Source organism: Mycobacterium sp. BMJ-28, assembly GCF_054404835.1.
Window position 1 is genome coordinate 1,341,539 of the sequence record NZ_CM136783.1, and the last position, 16,620, is coordinate 1,358,158.

Annotated in this window: 14 protein-coding genes; 8 read left to right on the forward strand and 6 right to left on the reverse strand. The window is 67.9% G+C overall.

The features are described 5' to 3' along the window. Nucleotides 1-1,260: a hypothetical protein gene (locus ACXPWS_RS06715; RefSeq protein ID WP_458711700.1), complete on the reverse strand. Its 1,260-nt coding sequence runs from the start codon at nt 1,258-1,260 to the stop codon at nt 1-3. Between the two features lie 400 nt (nt 1,261-1,660). On the opposite strand from ACXPWS_RS06715, the gene ACXPWS_RS06720 reads away from it, so the two are divergent. Then, entirely contained in the window at nt 1,661-3,553 is a 1,893-nt protein-coding gene (locus ACXPWS_RS06720) for an ABC transporter family substrate-binding protein (protein WP_458711701.1), read from the forward strand. On the opposite strand, the gene ACXPWS_RS06725 is transcribed toward ACXPWS_RS06720, so the two are convergent. After that, on the reverse strand, nt 3,550-4,797 hold the full coding sequence (locus ACXPWS_RS06725; protein WP_458711702.1) for a chloride channel protein: 1,248 nt from the start codon (nt 4,795-4,797) through the stop codon (nt 3,550-3,552). The genes ACXPWS_RS06720 and ACXPWS_RS06725 overlap by 4 nt on opposite strands. Before the next feature lie 17 nt (nt 4,798-4,814). Here ACXPWS_RS06725 and mshB point away from each other — a divergent pair, with 17 nt between their 5' ends. Both mshB and ACXPWS_RS06735 read left to right on the forward strand, forming a co-directional pair. Further along, nucleotides 4,815-5,690, forward strand: coding sequence for an N-acetyl-1-D-myo-inositol-2-amino-2-deoxy-alpha-D-glucopyranoside deacetylase (mshB, locus tag ACXPWS_RS06730; RefSeq protein ID WP_458711703.1), 876 nt, complete (start codon nt 4,815-4,817; stop codon nt 5,688-5,690). Between the two features lie 96 nt (nt 5,691-5,786). Next, the gene (locus ACXPWS_RS06735; protein WP_458711704.1) at nt 5,787-6,221 is read left to right on the forward strand and encodes a hypothetical protein; all 435 of its coding nucleotides are present in this window, start codon (nt 5,787-5,789) and stop codon (nt 6,219-6,221) included. Here the strand turns inward: ACXPWS_RS06735 and ACXPWS_RS06740 are convergent. Then, the gene (locus ACXPWS_RS06740; protein WP_458711705.1) at nt 6,218-7,357 is read right to left on the reverse strand and encodes a hypothetical protein; all 1,140 of its coding nucleotides are present in this window, start codon (nt 7,355-7,357) and stop codon (nt 6,218-6,220) included. The two genes, ACXPWS_RS06735 and ACXPWS_RS06740, sit on opposite strands and share 4 nt — an antisense overlap. Nucleotides 7,358-7,542: 185 nt before the next feature. On the opposite strand from ACXPWS_RS06740, the gene ACXPWS_RS06745 reads away from it, so the two are divergent. The 3 genes from ACXPWS_RS06745 to ACXPWS_RS06755 all read left to right on the forward strand — a co-directional run bounded on the left by ACXPWS_RS06745 (nt 7,543) and on the right by ACXPWS_RS06755 (nt 11,280). Further along, nucleotides 7,543-10,113: a bifunctional FO biosynthesis protein CofGH gene (locus ACXPWS_RS06745; RefSeq protein WP_458711706.1), complete on the forward strand. Its 2,571-nt coding sequence runs from the start codon at nt 7,543-7,545 to the stop codon at nt 10,111-10,113. Between the two features lie 80 nt (nt 10,114-10,193). Continuing rightward, nucleotides 10,194-10,640: a DUF2231 domain-containing protein gene (locus ACXPWS_RS06750; protein ID WP_458711707.1), complete on the forward strand. Its 447-nt coding sequence runs from the start codon at nt 10,194-10,196 to the stop codon at nt 10,638-10,640. A gap of 91 nt (nt 10,641-10,731) precedes the next feature. Next, nucleotides 10,732-11,280 carry a YceI family protein gene (locus tag ACXPWS_RS06755; RefSeq protein WP_458711708.1) on the forward strand — a complete coding sequence of 183 codons (549 nt, stop codon included), beginning with the start codon at nt 10,732-10,734 and terminating at the stop codon, nt 11,278-11,280. A gap of 85 nt (nt 11,281-11,365) precedes the next feature. Here ACXPWS_RS06755 and ACXPWS_RS06760 read toward each other — a convergent pair whose 3' ends face one another. Both ACXPWS_RS06760 and ACXPWS_RS06765 read right to left on the reverse strand, forming a co-directional pair. Continuing rightward, nucleotides 11,366-13,384, reverse strand: a complete 2,019-nt coding sequence (locus tag ACXPWS_RS06760) for a 2,4-dienoyl-CoA reductase FMN-binding domain-containing protein (protein WP_458711709.1) — start codon at nt 13,382-13,384, stop codon at nt 11,366-11,368. A 14-nt stretch (nt 13,385-13,398) separates the two neighbouring features. Beyond that, on the reverse strand, nt 13,399-13,944 hold the full coding sequence (locus ACXPWS_RS06765; RefSeq protein WP_458711710.1) for a PadR family transcriptional regulator: 546 nt from the start codon (nt 13,942-13,944) through the stop codon (nt 13,399-13,401). A gap of 254 nt (nt 13,945-14,198) precedes the next feature. Between ACXPWS_RS06765 and fdxA the strand changes: the two genes are divergently transcribed. After that, nucleotides 14,199-14,519, forward strand: a complete 321-nt coding sequence (fdxA, locus tag ACXPWS_RS06770; protein WP_458711711.1) for a ferredoxin — start codon at nt 14,199-14,201, stop codon at nt 14,517-14,519. Beyond that, complete coding sequence (gene dapC, locus ACXPWS_RS06775) at nt 14,516-15,622, forward strand: succinyldiaminopimelate transaminase (protein WP_458711712.1); 1,107 nt, start codon at nt 14,516-14,518, stop codon at nt 15,620-15,622. The genes fdxA and dapC overlap by 4 nt, the downstream gene beginning before the upstream one ends. Nucleotides 15,623-15,627: 5 nt before the next feature. Here dapC and ACXPWS_RS06780 read toward each other — a convergent pair whose 3' ends face one another. Beyond that, entirely contained in the window at nt 15,628-16,551 is a 924-nt protein-coding gene (locus ACXPWS_RS06780) for a LysR family transcriptional regulator (protein WP_458711713.1), read from the reverse strand. Nucleotides 16,552-16,620 lie beyond the last annotated feature (69 nt).

Sequence of the window (16,620 nt, forward strand, 5' to 3'; positions counted from 1 at the left end):
CTACTGGCTGCCGGCCGACGCTGCGGCACCGGCTTTCGCGTGGCTGCCGCCGTCGTCAGCGGATGATGACGCGGTCGTGTCCGGTGTCGTCGAGGCGGCCGGGGGCGTGGCCGCAGTCGTGGTCTCCTTCTGCTCGCTTTCCGTCGTCTTCTCGGATGCCTTTGTGTCCGATGCTTTTTCGCTGACCTTCTGACCCGGGGTCGCCTTGTTGCCGTCGCTGAGGTCGGTGGCACCGTTGGCTGCCCCGACCTTGGTGTCGTCCACTTTGGTGGTGTCCACCGTGGCGGTCTCGGTCTTGGTGGTGTCGGGAATCTTCGCTGCGACAGGGGTATCCGTCGCCACGTCGGTGTCCTTGGCCGCCGCCGTGGTGTCGCCGGCCGGTGCCGTCTTGATGTCGAGAGTCACCGTGTCGGCGGTGACGGCCGGCACCTGGTTGACCGCGGTGGACGTCGATGCCGTGGCCCCGGTGCCGGCGGCGAGCGTGACCGGTGGTGCCATCGCGTCGGCGATCGTCTTACGCGCACCGAGGACGCCGGCAATGATGCCGTTGATCAGGCCGACGGTCCCGGTGTTCGGGTCGCCGTTGAGCGCGCCGCCGATGACGGTGGCCGGTGCGGTGAGCACGGTGGTCAGCACGGCACCCAGGTCACCGGTCGTGACGCCGTCGTAAAGCCCTTGTGCCACTGCCCCTATCGAGTTCACCACGGCTGTCACCGTGCTGAGCACCGGGAGTCCGACGCCGATCAGGAATGCCGCGGGAAGCGCCTCGACCACCCGGGCGAACGTCTTGACCATGTTGACCGGGATCTCAAGGGTGTTCAGCAGCGGGAAGGCGAGACTGACCAGGGGATTGATCACCAGGCCGCTCCACAGCGTGTTGATCGCGTCGTTGATCTGGCCGGCGCGCAATTGGGTACCCGCGGTGTTCAGGGTCGGGCGGATCTCCTGCACCGCGCTCTTGATGTTGTTGAAGAGATTCGGCGGGACCTGGGCCAGGATGTTGAGGTTGGCCCGGGTGTTGCGCAGGAACTGGTCCAGGATCGGCAGACCGTCGTTCCAGGCCTGCGAACCGACGGTCTGCACGTTGGTCCAGGTCTGCTGGAGTAGTTGCGCGTAGGCGTCGACCACCGGATTGGCCGCGAGTGTCACTGCGGGCAGGTGGATTTCCGGTGGCGGCGCAGTTACCGGGGTTACCGCGATGACGCCGGCACCCACCAGCGCGACGCCGGTGGTCACATAGGGGCGCAATGCAAGTCGCACGTTATCTCCTTCGACGCAACTGTGATGTCGGTCACTCCGACGGGGCTGACCGTAGTCCTGGCGATGAGAGGGCACGCCGATTTGGTAAAACACGTTCCAGTTTTAATTTGTCGGTGCCTGCTACTTGTTTGCCGGCAGGTATTCGGGGTGAATTCCAGCGAGCATTTACGCTTGCAGTGCCGCCTTTTCCGTGCCGTCAATATTCCCATATAATCCCAGTTGGAAGCCGCTATCGACGTGCTGCCGAACGATTGCTGTCAATCGATTTCGACGCGCGAGCAGCTAATTCAGCGGCTCGGCGGTTGTCATTCGGCCGAAACTATGACCTCTAGTGAAATGATGCCGATTCGCCCGCCCTCGGCACATGTGGAAGGTGGGTGTAGCGGTTGTCGTTACCCTGTTGGGCGTGCCGACGAACCCCCGACGTTTCCGCGCTGTCGCCGGCGCCCTGATCGGAGTGTCGTTGGTGCTGGCCGGTTGCACGGTGAGTCCGCCGCCGGCGCCGCAAAGCACCGAGACAAGTCAGTCGACGCCTCCGCCGCCGCCCAAGTCGATGCAGATCATCATGGCCATCGATTCGATCGGCGCCGGTTTCAATCCGCACCTGCTCTCGGATCAATCGCCGGTGAACGCGGCCATCTCCGCACTGGTGCTGCCCAGTTCGTTTCGGCCGGTGCCGGATCCCTCGTCGCCGACCGGCTCGCGCTGGGAGCTCGACGGCAGTCTGCTGGTGTCGGCGCAGGTGACCAGCGAGGCGCCCTTCACCGTCACGTACAAGATCAAGCCCGAGGCGTCCTGGACCGACAACGCCCCCATTGCCGCGGACGACTACTGGTACCTGTGGCGCCAGATGGTCAGCCGGCCCGGCGTGGTCGACCCGGCGGGCTACGACCTGATCACCGGTGTGCAATCGGTGGAGGGCGGCAAGACGGCGGTCGTCACCTTCTCCCAGCCGTACCCGGCCTGGCGAGAGCTGTTCAACGACATCCTGCCCGCCCATATCGTCAAGGACGTTCCCGGTGGATTCGACGCCGGGTTGGTGCGCACCATGCCCGTCACCGGCGGCCAGTTCCGGGTGGAGAGCATCGATCCGCAGCGCGACGAGATCCTGCTGGCCCGCAACGACCGGTACTGGGGTCCGCCCGCTGCCCCCGACCAGATTCTCTTCCGGCGCGGGGGAGCGGCTGCGGCACTTGCTGATTCGATTCGCAACGGCGACACCCAGGTGGCCCAGGTGCACGGCGGTCAGGCGGCTTTCGCGCAGCTCTCGGCGATTCCGGACGTGCGGACCGCGCGCATCGTGACGCCCCGGGTGATGCAACTGACGCTGCGGGCGCAGCAACCGGCGCTCATCGATCCGCATGTGCGCAAGGCACTGTTCGGTCTGCTCGATGTCGACCTGCTGGCGGCCGTGGGCGCCGGATCGGACAACACCGTCACCCTCGCCCAGGCTCAGGTGCGTTCACCGTCGGACCCCGGCTACGTACCCACCGCGCCGCCGGCGATGTCCCGCGAGGCCGCCCTGCAACTGTTGGCCGACGCCGGCTATCAGGTGGAGCCGGTGACCTCCACCCCGCCATCGACGCCGGGCACGCCGCCGCCGGACGACTCACGCGGCCAGATCACCAAGGACGGTCAGCCGCTGACCTTCGTGGTCGGGGTGGCCGCCAACGACCCCACCTCGGTGGCGGTCGCCAACACCGCGGCCGACCAGTTGCGCAGCGTGGGCATCGCGGCGTCGGTGTCGGCGCTCGACCCGGTCGTCCTGTACGGGGACGCCATGGCCAACGGCACCGTCGACGCGATCGTCGGGTGGCACCAGGCCGGGGGCGATCTCGCCACCGCACTCGCCTCGCGTTACGGCTGCCCCGCGCTGCAGGCGACAGCGGTGTCCACCGCGACGCCGTCGCCGAGCGTCACCGCCACCACGGCTCCGTCTCACTCCACGACGTCACCGACCGCCATACCCACCCCGACCGCGACCCCCACGCCCACCGCCACCGCTCCGCCCCCCACCGGCACCGGTGAACTCGTGACGGTGCCCAGCAACCTGACCGGCGTGTGTGATCGGAGCATCCAGCCGCGCATCGACGCGGCGCTGGCCGGCACCGAGGAGATCGCCAAGGTGATCGATGCCGTGGAACCGCGGCTGTGGAACCTGTCGACGGTGCTACCGATCCTGCAGGACACCACGATCGTCGCGGCCGGGCCGCGGGTGCGCGGGGTCAGCCTGTCGGGGGCCGTGCCGGTCGGAATCGTCGGTGACGCCGGGAAATGGGTCAAACAGCCTTAACGCTCGGGATGAATGCGCTTCCAGAGCGCGTGCGCGGTGAATGCGGATATCGCGAACACGATCAGCAGCCATTCCGGCGGCCGGGCCAGCTCCCACGCGAACAACGCGGCGAACAGCGGCGCCTGCTGCGTGATCGCCAGGACGCCGGCAGCACAGGTCAGCGCGACGGCCGCGACGTTCAGGCTGGTGCCGGCGAACTCGTTGAGGGCAAGGGCGACAAGGGATCCCGCGGCCGCGCCGGTGGCAAGCGCGGGTGTGATCAGCCCGCCCACCGCGCCGGCGCGCAGGAACAGCGCCGTCAGGGCCGGTTTGAGCAGCAGGATCACCGCGGCCGCCGACAACGTCAATGAACTGTCGACGGCGACGGTGAGGATGCTGCGGCCGTTGCCGGGTAGTTCCGGGTACCAGATCGAGCAGATCCCGGTCAGCAGCCCGGCCACCGCGATACCCGGAATCAGCATCCAGGAGGCCGGCGCCACCTTCGGGCGGGCGGTGGCCATCATCCGATTGAACGCGATTCCGACCGCCACGGCCAATGGTGCGATGGCCAACGCCAGCAGCACGAACTGATAGGACACCGCGGCCGACGGCCAGCTCAGCGGATGTTCGAGATGGGTGACCGGCGCCGCGACGGCCACCGCCAGGCTGGAGGTGATCAGCGCCGTGCCAACCACCCGGGGGTGCCAACTGCGCAGCAGGATGGTGATGGTGAACAGGGCGCCACCCAGCGGCACGCTGTACACCGCCCCGAGCCCGGCCCCGGCCGCGGATGCCAACAAGATCTCGCGGTCGCGTTCGGTCAGCGACCACCGGCGGGTGGCGGTGTCGCCGAAGACCGCCGCCAGCTGACGCGGTGCGCCCTCGCGTCCCAGCGAGGCCCCGGATCCGACCACCAGCACCTGCAACACGGCGTCGACGGCCAGGGGTATCCGCGCCAGCGGACGGTGCTCGGTGATGGAGCCGGTGAGCGAGGGCACCCGGGTGCGCCGACGCAGCAGCCACCAGCCGAGACCGGCGAGGGCGCCACCGATCATCGGCCCGGTGGCCCTGCGGACATGTCCGGCGGCGCCGACTCCGGTCAGCAGGGTGCCGAGGTGGTAGTGGTAGGTGAGGTGTTCGACGTAGTGCAGCAGCAGGGTGGTGGCGGCACCCGCGGCACCCGCGAGCAGACCGACCGCGAGGACGCCGCAACCGAACTCGAGAAGACGCCGCTCACCGGTGCTTCTCGCATCGTCGGCCGCCACACGGTAAATCTAGGGGAGTGCAAACACCTCGGCTGCTCTTCGTGCATGCCCACCCCGATGACGAATCACTCGGCACTGGCGCCACCATCGCGCACTATGCCGCTCAGGGCGCCACGGTGCGCGTGGTCACCTGCACCCTCGGGGAGGAAGGTGAGGTGGTCGGTGACCAGTGGCGACAGCTCGCCGTCGACGCGGCCGATCAGCTCGGTGGCTACCGGATCGCCGAGTTGACGACCGCCCTTGCCGCGCTCGGCGCCGGGGAGCCGATCTTCCTCGGCGGGGCGGGGCGCTGGCGGGACTCCGGCATGCCGGGCACCCCGGCCCGGCATCGGCAGCGGTTCGTCGATGCCGATATCGACGAACCCGTCGCCGCCCTGGTGGCGATCATCCGGGAGCTGCGCCCGCACGTCGTCGTGACCTACGACCCCAACGGCGGCTACGGGCATCCCGATCACATTCGTGCGCACGAGGTCACCACGGCCGCTGTCGACGCGGCCGGCCGTGACGGTCATCCCGGTGAGCCGTGGGACGTGCCGAAGTTCTACTGGTCGGTGATGGCCGAGTCGGCGATCGCCGAGGGCCTGGCCGATATCGGTGACCCGCCCGCGGATTGGATCCAGATCAAACCCGGGGACATCTCCTTCGGCTATCCCGACGAAAAGGTCGACGCCGTCATCGAGGCCGGCGCCCAGCTGCCGGCCAAGGCCGCGGCGCTGCGGGCGCACGCCACCCAGGTCACCGTGGCTGCGGACGGACGTTCGCTGGCGTTGTCGAACCTGGTCGCGTTACCGCTCTGGGGCACCGAGCATTACGTGCTGGCCGGCGGGTCGGCCGGGGAACGCGATGAGCGCGGGGTGGAAACAGATCTGCTGGCCGGACTGAATCTCCGATAGCGGCTGGGCCGGATTGTCCGCGGGGTAGGCTGCCCTCATGGACCCGGACTTGGATCCCAATTTGCAGCACCAGCAAGACCGCGCCGACAACTTTCAGTGGGTGGTCGGTTCTCTCGTCGCGTTGCTCGACAGCATCCCGACCTGACATCCGACGGACCCGACGGGCCGGCCTGGGTGCCGCCCGTCATGCTTTCGTTGCTGTCGCTCGACGGCATGCTGTCCGCGGTGCTCGCGGCTTTTCTGCTTCCCTGGCGCGTCGGTGGTGCGCCCGCCCCGGTGAGTGTGTTGATCAGTGGTCTGGTGAACGCCGCCCTGGTGTGGGCGGCGCTGCAGTGGACCCTGTCACCGCGGGTGGCCGCTCTGCCGCTGTGGTGCTGGCTGGCCACCGTCGGCGCGCTGACCCTCGGCGGCCCGGGTAGCGACATCGTATTCGGCATGACGACGTCCGGTGCGCTGTTGCTGCTACTGCTGGTCGTGCTCGGGGTGTTGCCGCCGGTGCTGGTGCTGCGGCGGCACGCGCGGCCGGGTTAGCTCGCGTCGGCGTCGGCCTTCGGGGTCGACGAGCGGTGGTCGCGCTTCTTCTTTTTCGGCTCCGTGTTCTTCGGGGCGGGCTTGTCGGTGTCGGCCTTCGGGGAGTCGGCTTTGTCGTGGTCGGCCTTGGGCGCCTCGGGCTTGGTGTCGGGCTTGGTGTCGGGCTTAGTGTCGGGCTTGGTGTCGGGCTTGGTCGTGCCGCCGGTTTCCGTGGTGTCGGGCTTCTTGGTGTCCGGCTTGGTGTCCGGTTCCGTTGCGGGGGTGGCACCGGCCGGCTGGTCCGCGGTGGCGGGTGTCTGCGGAGCCGCGGCGGCAGGGTCGCCGTCCTTGGTGGTCGCCTCGGGCTTGGTGTCCGGCTTGGTTTCGTCGGGCTTGGTCTGGTCTTTGACGTGCTCGTCGGTCGCCGTCTCGTCCTCGGCCGTCGCCGGGGTCTCGCCCTTGGTGGTATCGGCCGCCGCGGCCGTCAGGTTTGGCTTCGCGGTAACGGCGGTGGTTTTGGCCGCCGGTGCGGCGAACGGCAGGGGCGGCAACGGGGGCAGCCAGCTCAGCGCCCAGTTGATCTCGGCCTGGACGAAGCCCCTGCCTGCCTGGATGCTGTCGTTGATGACGTTGCTGATGCCCTGGATCAGGTTGATGTTGCCGCCGATCACATAGGCGGTGTTGTACACCGCGCTGGTGATGATCGGGCGGATCAGGTTGTAATAGAAGATGCCGATCTGCGGAGCGAAGATGTTGGCGATCGGGATCCAGCCGACGGCGTATTGAGCCAGGTCGACGCCGTAGTCGACCCAGCCGATGACCCATTCGTAGCCGTCGATGATGGCGTTGCTCAATCCGGGCAATGCCAGCGCGGCGGCCGTCGGAGGCGCCGCCGTCGCGGTCACGGCGGCTTTCGGCGTCACCGGCGGGGCGACCGCAGCTGTCTTGGCGGTGCCAGTGGCGTTCGTGCGGGGCTTGGGGACCAGGGCGATCACCGGCTTGGGCGTGGGTGCCAGGGACTGGGCGGTCAGTCGCACCTTGGCATGTACCGGGCCCGGGGCCGCGACCGGCGGCGCGATCGACGGCGGCAGTGCGATGGCGGCGGCGGCGAGGGCGCTCACACCCGCCACCAGATACGAACGGACGGACACACCCATCGTGGCTCCTGGTTGTTGCGGTCGCCTGTGCAGGTGAACTTACGCCAGAGTCAACGCAGGTTTGTTGCATCGGGGCGACGCGTCGCACCGGACGGCTGGGACTATGGTGGCCCCTATGCCAGGGGCAGTGGTTTCAGATAGTGAGACGCACGGATGATTCGCGACGACGACCGGGTTACAGAGGAGTGGCTCTGAACCCGCAGCACGGCTCCGATCTGCCCAGCCCGGTGATCCCGCCGAAGCCCAGTACGTCCGCGTTGCGTCGTGTGCTGCGCCGCGCTCGCGACGGGGTGGCCCTGAACGTGGAGGAAGCCGCGATCGCGATGACCGCCCGCGGCGACGATTTGGCGGACCTGTGTGCCAGTGCCTCCCGGGTGCGCGACGCGGGCCTGGAGTCCGCCGGCCGCCGCGGCCCCGGCGGGGGATTGCCGGTCAGCTACTCCCGCAAGGTCTTCATACCCGTCACCCACCTGTGCCGGGACACCTGCCACTACTGCACCTTCGTCACCGTGCCCGGCCGGCTGCGCGCCCAGGGCAAGGGCATGTTCATGGAACCCGACGAGATTCTCGACGTGGCCCGTCGTGGTGCGGAGTTGGGTTGCAAGGAAGCGCTTTTCACCCTCGGAGATCGTCCGGAAGCCCGCTGGGACGAGGCCAAGCAGTGGCTGGATGAACGTGGGTATGACTCCACGCTGGACTATGTGCGCGCCATGGCGATCCGGGTCCTGGAAGAGACCGGATTGCTGCCGCACCTGAACCCGGGCGTGATGAGCTGGACTGAGCTGTCGCGGCTCAAGCCGGTGGCGCCGTCGATGGGCATGATGCTGGAGACCACGTCGCGGCGGCTGTACGAGACCAAGGGGCTGGCGCACTACGGCAGCCCGGACAAGGATCCGGTGGTGCGGCTGCGCACCCTGGACGACGCGGGCCGGTTGTCCATTCCGTTCACCACCGGTCTGCTGGTCGGCATCGGCGAGACGTTGGTCGAGCGGGCCGAGACCATGCATGCGATCCGGCGCTCGCACAAAGAGTTCGGTCACGTCCAGGAAGTGATCGTGCAGAACTTCCGCGCCAAGGATCACACCGCGATGGCAGCGGTACCCGACGCCGGAATCGACGACTTCCTGGCCACCGTCGCCGTGACCCGGCTGGTGCTGGGCCCCAAGATGCGCATCCAGGCGCCGCCGAATCTGGTGTCGCGGGACGAATGCCTGGCGTTGGTCGGTGCCGGCGTGGACGACTGGGGCGGCGTATCGCCACTGACGCCCGATCACGTCAACCCGGAGCGGCCGTGGCCCGCCCTCGATGACCTGGCGGAGGTGACGGCCGCGGCGGGTTATGAGCTGGTGCAACGCCTTACCGCGCAGCCGACTTATGTGCAGGCTGGGGCGGCGTGGATCGATCCGCGGGTCCGTGGGCATGTGGATGCGCTGGCAGATCCCGTCACCGGGTGGGCGCTGGACGTGAATCCGGTGGGCCGGCCCTGGCAGGAGCCCGATGAGGCCTCAGAATCGTTGGGGCGTACAGATCTGCACTCGGCCATCGACACCGAGGGCCGGCTGACCGAGACCCGCAGCGACCTGGGCAGCGCGTTCGGGGACTGGGAGTCCATCCGGGCGAAGGTTTCCGAGCTCGCCGCGCGGGCCCCCGAACGCATCGACACCGATGTGCTGGCGGCGCTGCGCGCGGCCGAAAGCAACCCCGGCGGATGCAGCGACGACGAGTACCTGGCGCTGGCCACTGCCGACGGACCGGCGATGGATGCCGTTGCCGCGCTTGCTGATTCGCTGCGACGCGACGTCGTCGGCGATGACGTCACGTTCGTGGTGAACCGCAACATCAACTTCACCAACATCTGCTACACCGGCTGCCGGTTCTGCGCCTTCGCCCAACGCAAGGGCGATGCGGACGCGTACTCGCTGTCCACCACCGAGGTGGCCGACCGGGCGTGGGAGGCACACGTCGCCGGCGCCACCGAGGTCTGCATGCAGGGCGGGATCGACCCGGAGCTGCCGGTCACCGGATACGCCGACCTGGTGCGCGCGGTCAAGGCGCGGGTGCCCTCGATGCACGTACACGCGTTCTCCCCGATGGAGATCTCGAACGGCGTCACCCGTAGCGGACTCTCGCTGCGGGAGTGGCTCACCAGTCTGCGCGAAGCCGGACTGGGATCCATTCCCGGCACCGCCGCCGAGATCCTCGACGACGAGGTGCGCTGGGTGCTCACCAAGGGCAAGCTGCCCACCTCGGAGTGGATCGACGTGATCACCACCGCGCATGAGGTGGGGCTGCGGTCCAGCTCGACGATGATGTACGGGCACGTCGACACCCCGAAGCACTGGGTGGGACACCTCAACGTGCTGCGCGATATCCAGGACCGCACCGGCGGCTTCACCGAATTCGTTCCGCTGCCGTTCGTGCACCAGTCCTCACCCCTGTACCTGGCCGGTGGGGCGCGTCCCGGACCGACGCATCGAGACAACCGGGCGGTGCATGCACTGGCGCGGATCATGTTGCACGGCAGGATCTCTCACATCCAGACCAGCTGGGTCAAACTCGGTGTGGAACGTACCCAGGTGATGCTCAACGGAGGTGCCAACGATCTGGGCGGCACGTTGATGGAGGAGACCATCTCGCGGATGGCCGGCTCGGAGAACGGCTCGTCCAAGTCCGTCGAGGAACTGGCCGCCATCGCCGAGGGTATCGGCCGGCCGGCCCGGCAGCGCACCACTACCTACGCCCCGCTGGCCGCCTAGTTCCGCGAGCGTGCGGGTCTGCACAATGACTCGCCGCAATTCGTGGCATTTTGCGCACGCTCGCGTGGGATCCTCTGGCGATGGACACCGTCGCAGGCCTGCCCGCGCACCCGCTTTTGGTGCACGCGATCGTCGTGTTGGTTCCGCTTGTCGCGGTGCTGGAGATCCTGTGCGCCCTCTGGCGCGGCGCCCGCGAACGGCTGGTGTGGCTGGTCGTGGCGCTGGCGGCGGTGATGACCATGCTGACGCCGCTGACCGTCGAGGCCGGGGAGACGCTGTACGGCGGATTCCCACAACCGTCTCCGGTGCTGCAGGAGCATGCCGAGCGCGGCGATTGGATGCCCTACATCGCGGTGGCGCTGCTCGTGGTCGCAGTGTTGTTGGCGGTCCTGAACTGGCGGTCGGACCACGGCCGTGCTGTGGCTACGGTGGTGGCGATCCTGACCGTGGTAGTCGGGCTGGCGGCCATCGCCGCGGTGATCCAGGTGGGCGATTCGGGGGCGCGGGCGGTGTGGGGCGGAGGTTGATTCTCCGGGATCCGGAATGAATTCGGACCATGGTCCGTTTCTAGCTTGTGAGGGTGCCGGGAGGGCCGGCCCCATCGAACTAGGAGAAACCATGACCACAGCAGTAGCCACCGACCTGACCGCAGGCACCTGGGCGCTGGATCCCGTGCATTCCTCGGTCAACTTCTCGGTACGCCACCTCGTGGTGAGCAAGGTGCGCGGTACCTTCGACGCCTTCACCGGTGCCATCGTCGTCGGCGAGGACGGCACGCCCTCGGTGACTGCGACGATCGACGTCAACTCGATCAACACCCGCAACGAGCAGCGCGATGCCCACCTTAAGGCCGCAGACTTCTTCGATGTCGAGAACTTCCCGACGGCCACCTTCGTCTCCACGTCCGTGCGGGCCGATGGCGACGACTATGTGCTCGACGGCGACTTCACCCTCAAAGGTGTCACCAAGCCGGTGTCGCTGAAACTGGAATTCAATGGCGTGAACCCGGGCATGGGGCACGGCGCCGTCGCCGGCTTCGAGGCGTCGGTGGTATTGAACCGCAAGGACTTCGGCATCGAAATCGACATGCCGCTGGAAACCGGCGGCGCCGTGGTCGGCGACAAGGTGACGATCACGCTCGAGATCGAGGCGCTCAAGCAGGCCTGAGACGTTCGCCGCCCGTGAGCGTGCGCGAAATGACAAGCACACCGGCGTGTCGGTGTGCAGGCGCGCACGCTCACGGGAGGGACCGCTAAAGCCGGGCGGCCAGCTCGGTGCCCTGGCGGATCGCCCGCTTGGCGTCGAGTTCGGCCGCCACGGCCGCGCCGCCGATCACATGCGGTTCGACGCCGCGGGCCCGCAGCCCATCTTCGAGGTCGCGCACGGAGTCCTGGCCCGCGCACACCACCACATTGTCCACGGCCAGTACTCGCGCACCGGTTCGCTCCCGGCCGAAGCTGATGTGCAGCCCGCCGTCATCGATGCCTTCGTAGTTCACACCGGAAAGCTGCTGCACGCCTTTGGCTTTCAGTGATGCCCGGTGCACCCAGCCCGACGTCTTGCCCAGCCGCTTGCCCTGTGCACCTTCGGTGCGCTGGAGCAGGTACACCTCGCGGGCGGCCGGCAGAACAATGGGGGCGGTCAACGAACCGCGGACCATAGGCGCATCCTGCGGATCGAGTGCGCCCCACTCGGCCTTCCATTCCTTGACGTTCAGGGTCGGCGACTGGTCGGTCACCAGGAATTCACTGACGTCGAAACCGATTCCGCCGGCCCCGATCACGGCCACCGACTTGCCGATCGGTGCACCCGAGAGGGCTTCGGCGTAGGACAACACCATCGGGTGATCGATACCGGGGATGTCCGGCAGCCGCGGTGTGACTCCGGTGGCCAGCACCACGTCGTCGAACGCGACCAGGTCATCCACCGACGCGCGGACGCCGAGCCGGACGTCCACGCCATGCACGTCCAACATCCGGGTGTAGTACCGCAGGGTCTCGTTGAACTCTTCTTTACCGGGAACCCTTCGGGCCAAGTCGAATTGGCCGCCAACCGACGAAGCCGCCTCGAACAACGTCACCCGGTGCCCGCGCTGGGCGGCATTCACCGCGGTGGACAAACCGGCCGGACCGGCGCCGACGACGGCCACCGATCGGGTGCTGCGGGTGGGGCCGAGGATGAGCACGGTCTCGTGCCCGGCCCGCGGATTGAGCAGGCAGGACACCGTCTTGTGCACGAACGCGTGGTCCAGGCAGGCCTGGTTGCAGGCGATGCAGGTGTTGATCTGGTCGGCGGCGTTCTCGGCGGCCTTGCGCACCCAATCCGGGTCGGACAGCAGGGGACGGGCCATCGAGATCAGTTGCACGTGGGTGTCGGCGAGTATCTGCTCGGCGGCCTGCGGCATGTTGATCCGGTTGGATGCGACCACCGGGATGTCGACATGCTCGGCCAGCGCACTACTGGTCCCGACGAAGGCACCGCTGGGAACCGACGTGACGATGGTGGGAACCCTGGCCTCGTGCCAGCCGATGCCGGTGTTCAGGATCGTGGCCCCCGCTGCCTCGATTTCGGTTGCCAGGGCCACGATCTCGTCCCAGGTCTGACCGTCCTCGACGTAGTCGGCCAGCGAGATCCGGTAGACGATGATGAAGTCTGTGCCCACCGCTTCGCGCACCCGCCGCACGATCTCGACCGGGAAGCGTCGCCGTTTCTCGGGGGTGCCGCCCCAGCCATCTCGACGTTTGTTGGTGCGCGGTGCCAGGAACTGGTTGAGCAGATAGCCTTCGCTGCCCATGATCTCCACGCCGTCGTATCCGGCGTCGCGCGCCAGCAGCGCAGCCCGGACGAAGTCGTCGATGGTGCCCTTCACGTCACGCAGCGCGCGCGGCCGGAACGGGTTGATGGGAGCCTTGATCGACGATGCACTGACCGAAAGCGGATGGTACGCATAGCGTCCGGCGTGCAGAAGCTGAAGGGCGATCTTGCCGCCCTCGTCGTGTACCGCACCGGTGATGGTGCGGTGCCGGCGGGCGTCTGCGCCGGACAGCATCTCCGCGGCGAACGGCAGCAGCCAGCCGGTGCGGTTGGGCGCGTAGCCGCCGGTGATGATGAGCCCGACGCCGCCGCGGGCCCGTTCGGCGAAATACGCTGCCAGCTTGTCGGTGTCGCGGGCCCGGTCCTCCAGGCCGGTGTGCATCGAGCCCATCACCACCCGGTTTCGCAGTGTGGCGAAGCCGAGGTCCAACGGCGACAACAGGTTCGGAAAGTTCACAATGCCTCCAACGCCTACAGGGCCTCTAGAACTTCGGAAAGCCATTCGATCGCGCCTTCTTCGGCGCGCATCCCGCCGCGCAGCACCAGGTATTGATGCAGGGCCGTCCCGGTCAGGGCGGCCGGGTCGGGGAACTGGTGCTTCTGGAAGCCGCGGTAGGTGTCCAGCAACGCGGCGCGCTCGGCCCGCAACGCCCGGGCCTGGTCCCGGATCGCCCGGCTGTCGCCGTGGGCGGCGGCGCGAATTTTGATGGCCAGGTCGCGGGTGCGGTTGTCGGCCACGGTGCTGCCACCACCGGCCAGTGGCTCGGCGATCCAGCGGGTGAGTTCGGCACGGCCGTCGGCCGATACCGAATAGACCTTCTTGTCCGGCCGGCTGTGCTGCTCGACAACGCGCACGGCGACCCAGCCGTCGCCTTCCATGGTGCGCAGGGTTCGGTAGATCTGCTGGTGGGTGGCCGCCCAGAAGTAGCCGATGGAGCGGTCGAAGCGGCGGGCCAGTTCGTACCCGGAACCGGCCTGCTCGCACAGCGCCACCAGGATCGCGTGCTGCAGGGCCATGCCGGCAGCGTATGCGGTACCGGTGGTCCTATGCAACAAGTTGCATGACGTGACAGACACGGCTTCAGGTGTCTAGTCGATGTGTATGTGCAACGTCTAGTATCAGTAACCACGCGCGACCCCTCAGGGGTCGCGCGCAAAGTTAGGACACACTGAGACGCACGTGCAGGTCTTGGCAACGCATACTTGCCGCAGACTCATTGAGTCCCAACAGACACACCCGACCAGCAGCCCACTGGACAGGAGAGACATCAGTGACGTACGTCATTGCCGAACCCTGCGTCGACCTCAAAGACAAGGCATGTATCGAGGAATGCCCTGTCGACTGCATCTACGAGGGTGCACGCATGCTGTACATCCATCCCGACGAGTGCGTCGACTGTGGCGCCTGTGAACCGGTCTGCCCGGTCGAGGCGATCTACTACGAGGACGACGTGCCCGATCAGTGGAGCGGGTACACGCAGAGCAACGCGGACTTCTTCACTGAACTCGGGTCGCCCGGCGGCGCGTCGAAGGTCGGCCAGACCGACAACGACCCGCAGTCGGTCAAGGATCTCGAACCCAAAGGCGAGTGAGCACGGTTCGCTCACCGAAGTCCGCGGCGCTGCCGGTGTTCCCCTGGGACACCCTGGCGGACGCCGCGGCGACGGCCCGCGCGCATCCTGACGGCATCGTCGACCTGTCGGTCGGCACGCCCGTGGATGAGGTGGCACCGGTAATTCGTGATGCGCTCGCGGCGGCCAGTGCGTCGCCGGGCTACCCGGCCACCGCCGGTACCGCCGCACTGCGCGCCAGCGCACGCGAGGCGCTGCTGCGCCGGTACGGGATCACGGATCTGGCCGAGTCCGCGGTGCTGCCGGTGATCGGCACCAAGGAATTGATCGCCTGGTTGCCGACGCTGCTCGGGCTCGGCGCCGGCGACACGGTGGTCATTCCCGAGCTCGCCTATCCCACCTACGACGTCGGTGCCCGGCTGGCCGGCGCGCAGGTGCTGGCCGCCGACTCGCTGACCCAGCTGGGACCGCTCAACCCCGCCCTGGTGTACCTGAACTCGCCGAGCAATCCCACCGGACGGGTGCTCGGCGTCGACCACCTGCGCAAGGTGGTGAGCTGGGCGCGGGAACGCGGCGCGATCGTCGCCTCCGACGAGTGTTACCTGGGCCTGGCCTGGGACGCCGAACCGCTCAGCGTGCTGCACCCGTCGGTGTCCGGCGGCGACCACACCGGCTTGCTCGCGGTGCATTCACTGTCCAAGACGTCCTCGCTGGCGGGTTACCGCGCGGGATTCGTCGCCGGCGATCCCGCACTCGTCGCCGAATTGCTCGAGGTCCGCAAGCACGCCGGGATGATCGTCCCGACCCCGGTGCAGGCCGCGATGGTCGCGGCGCTGGACGACGACGCGCACGAGGCCGCCCAGCGGGACCGCTATGCACGCCGCCGCCAGGCGCTCGCCGCCGCCGTCCGCAAGGCCGGTTTCACCATCGATCATTCCGAGGCGGGGCTGTACCTGTGGGCCACCCGCGGGGAACCGTGCCGTGACACCGTGGCCTGGCTCGCCGAGCGCGGCATCCTGGCTGCACCCGGCGAGTTCTACGGCCCGGCCGGGGCGCAGCATGTGCGGATCGCATTGACTGCCACCGATGAGCGTATCGCCGCTGCGGTGCAGCGGTTGAGCTGATGCTCTCAGGTCACGTCGAGGTGCTCGGGCACCACTGATGCCAGTGCCTTGCGGCAGGCCACGATGGCCGGGGTGCTGCTGATCGCGGACCTGGTCGCGGTGAAGACCGAACGCCGGCGCGAATCGACGTCCACGACGCGCACGTCCGGCCGGCGGCGCACCCGCATGAGGTCCGGCAGGATGGCCACCGCGTTGCCGTTCTCGATGAGTGCGATCTGGGCCTCGAGGTCGTCGGTCTCGAACCTGATGTCTGGCTCGAATCCGGCTTGGCGGCAGAGTTGTTCGGCCCAGTGCCGGGACGCGGTGCCGACCGGCTCCATGGTCCACGGAAGGTCGGCGGTGTCCTTCACCGAGGTGATGTGACGCCACGGGTCGCCGGTGGGTGGCACCGCCAGGCGGAGCAGGTCGGTGGTCAGCGGCTCGCGATGCAGATCGGGATAGACCCGCGCGGCATGTCCGGGGTACTCCTCGGCGATCACCAGGTCGAACTCACGCATCCACGTCTCATACAGGGCCTGTTCGGGTTCGCGCTGCGACATCGTGATCCGTAGTCGTGGATGCCGGGTGGCCAACTCGGTCAGCATCTGCGGCATGAAGGCGGACGCCGCCGATTGGAAGACGGCCACCCGGACGGTGCCGGCGGCCTGGTCGCTCTGCACCGCGACATCGGAGGCGGCCAGTTCGAGCCGCGCCAGGATGACGGCGGTGTGCTCGACGAGCACCTCGGCGGCTGGGGTGAGCCGCAGCCGCCGGCCGACCTTCTCCAGCAGCGGGACCCCGACTTCGCGTTCCAATTGATTCAGCGCCTGGGACACCGACGACGGGCTCTGGTGCAGGGCCTCGGCGACCTCGGACAGGGTTCCCCGCAGGCTCAACTCGTACAGCAACCGCAGCCGACGGGTGTCCAGCAGATCGGGCCGTTGATTCATCATCTCCGCTTAAGCTTTTCTGTCAGAAAACATCGCTTTATTTTAAGTGTCTGTTGCGCTCATGATGGG

Coding starts and splice junctions, on each gene's coding strand:
- ACXPWS_RS06740 (WP_458711705.1), bottom strand. CDS start 7,357: ATGGGTGTGTCCGTCCGTTCGTATCTGGTGGCGGGTGTGAGCGCCCTC.
- ACXPWS_RS06750 (WP_458711707.1), top strand. CDS start 10,194: ATGGACACCGTCGCAGGCCTGCCCGCGCACCCGCTTTTGGTGCACGCG.
- ACXPWS_RS06755 (WP_458711708.1), top strand. CDS start 10,732: ATGACCACAGCAGTAGCCACCGACCTGACCGCAGGCACCTGGGCGCTG.
- ACXPWS_RS06765 (WP_458711710.1), bottom strand. CDS start 13,944: ATGGCCCTGCAGCACGCGATCCTGGTGGCGCTGTGCGAGCAGGCCGGT.
- ACXPWS_RS06780 (WP_458711713.1), bottom strand. CDS start 16,551: ATGAATCAACGGCCCGATCTGCTGGACACCCGTCGGCTGCGGTTGCTG.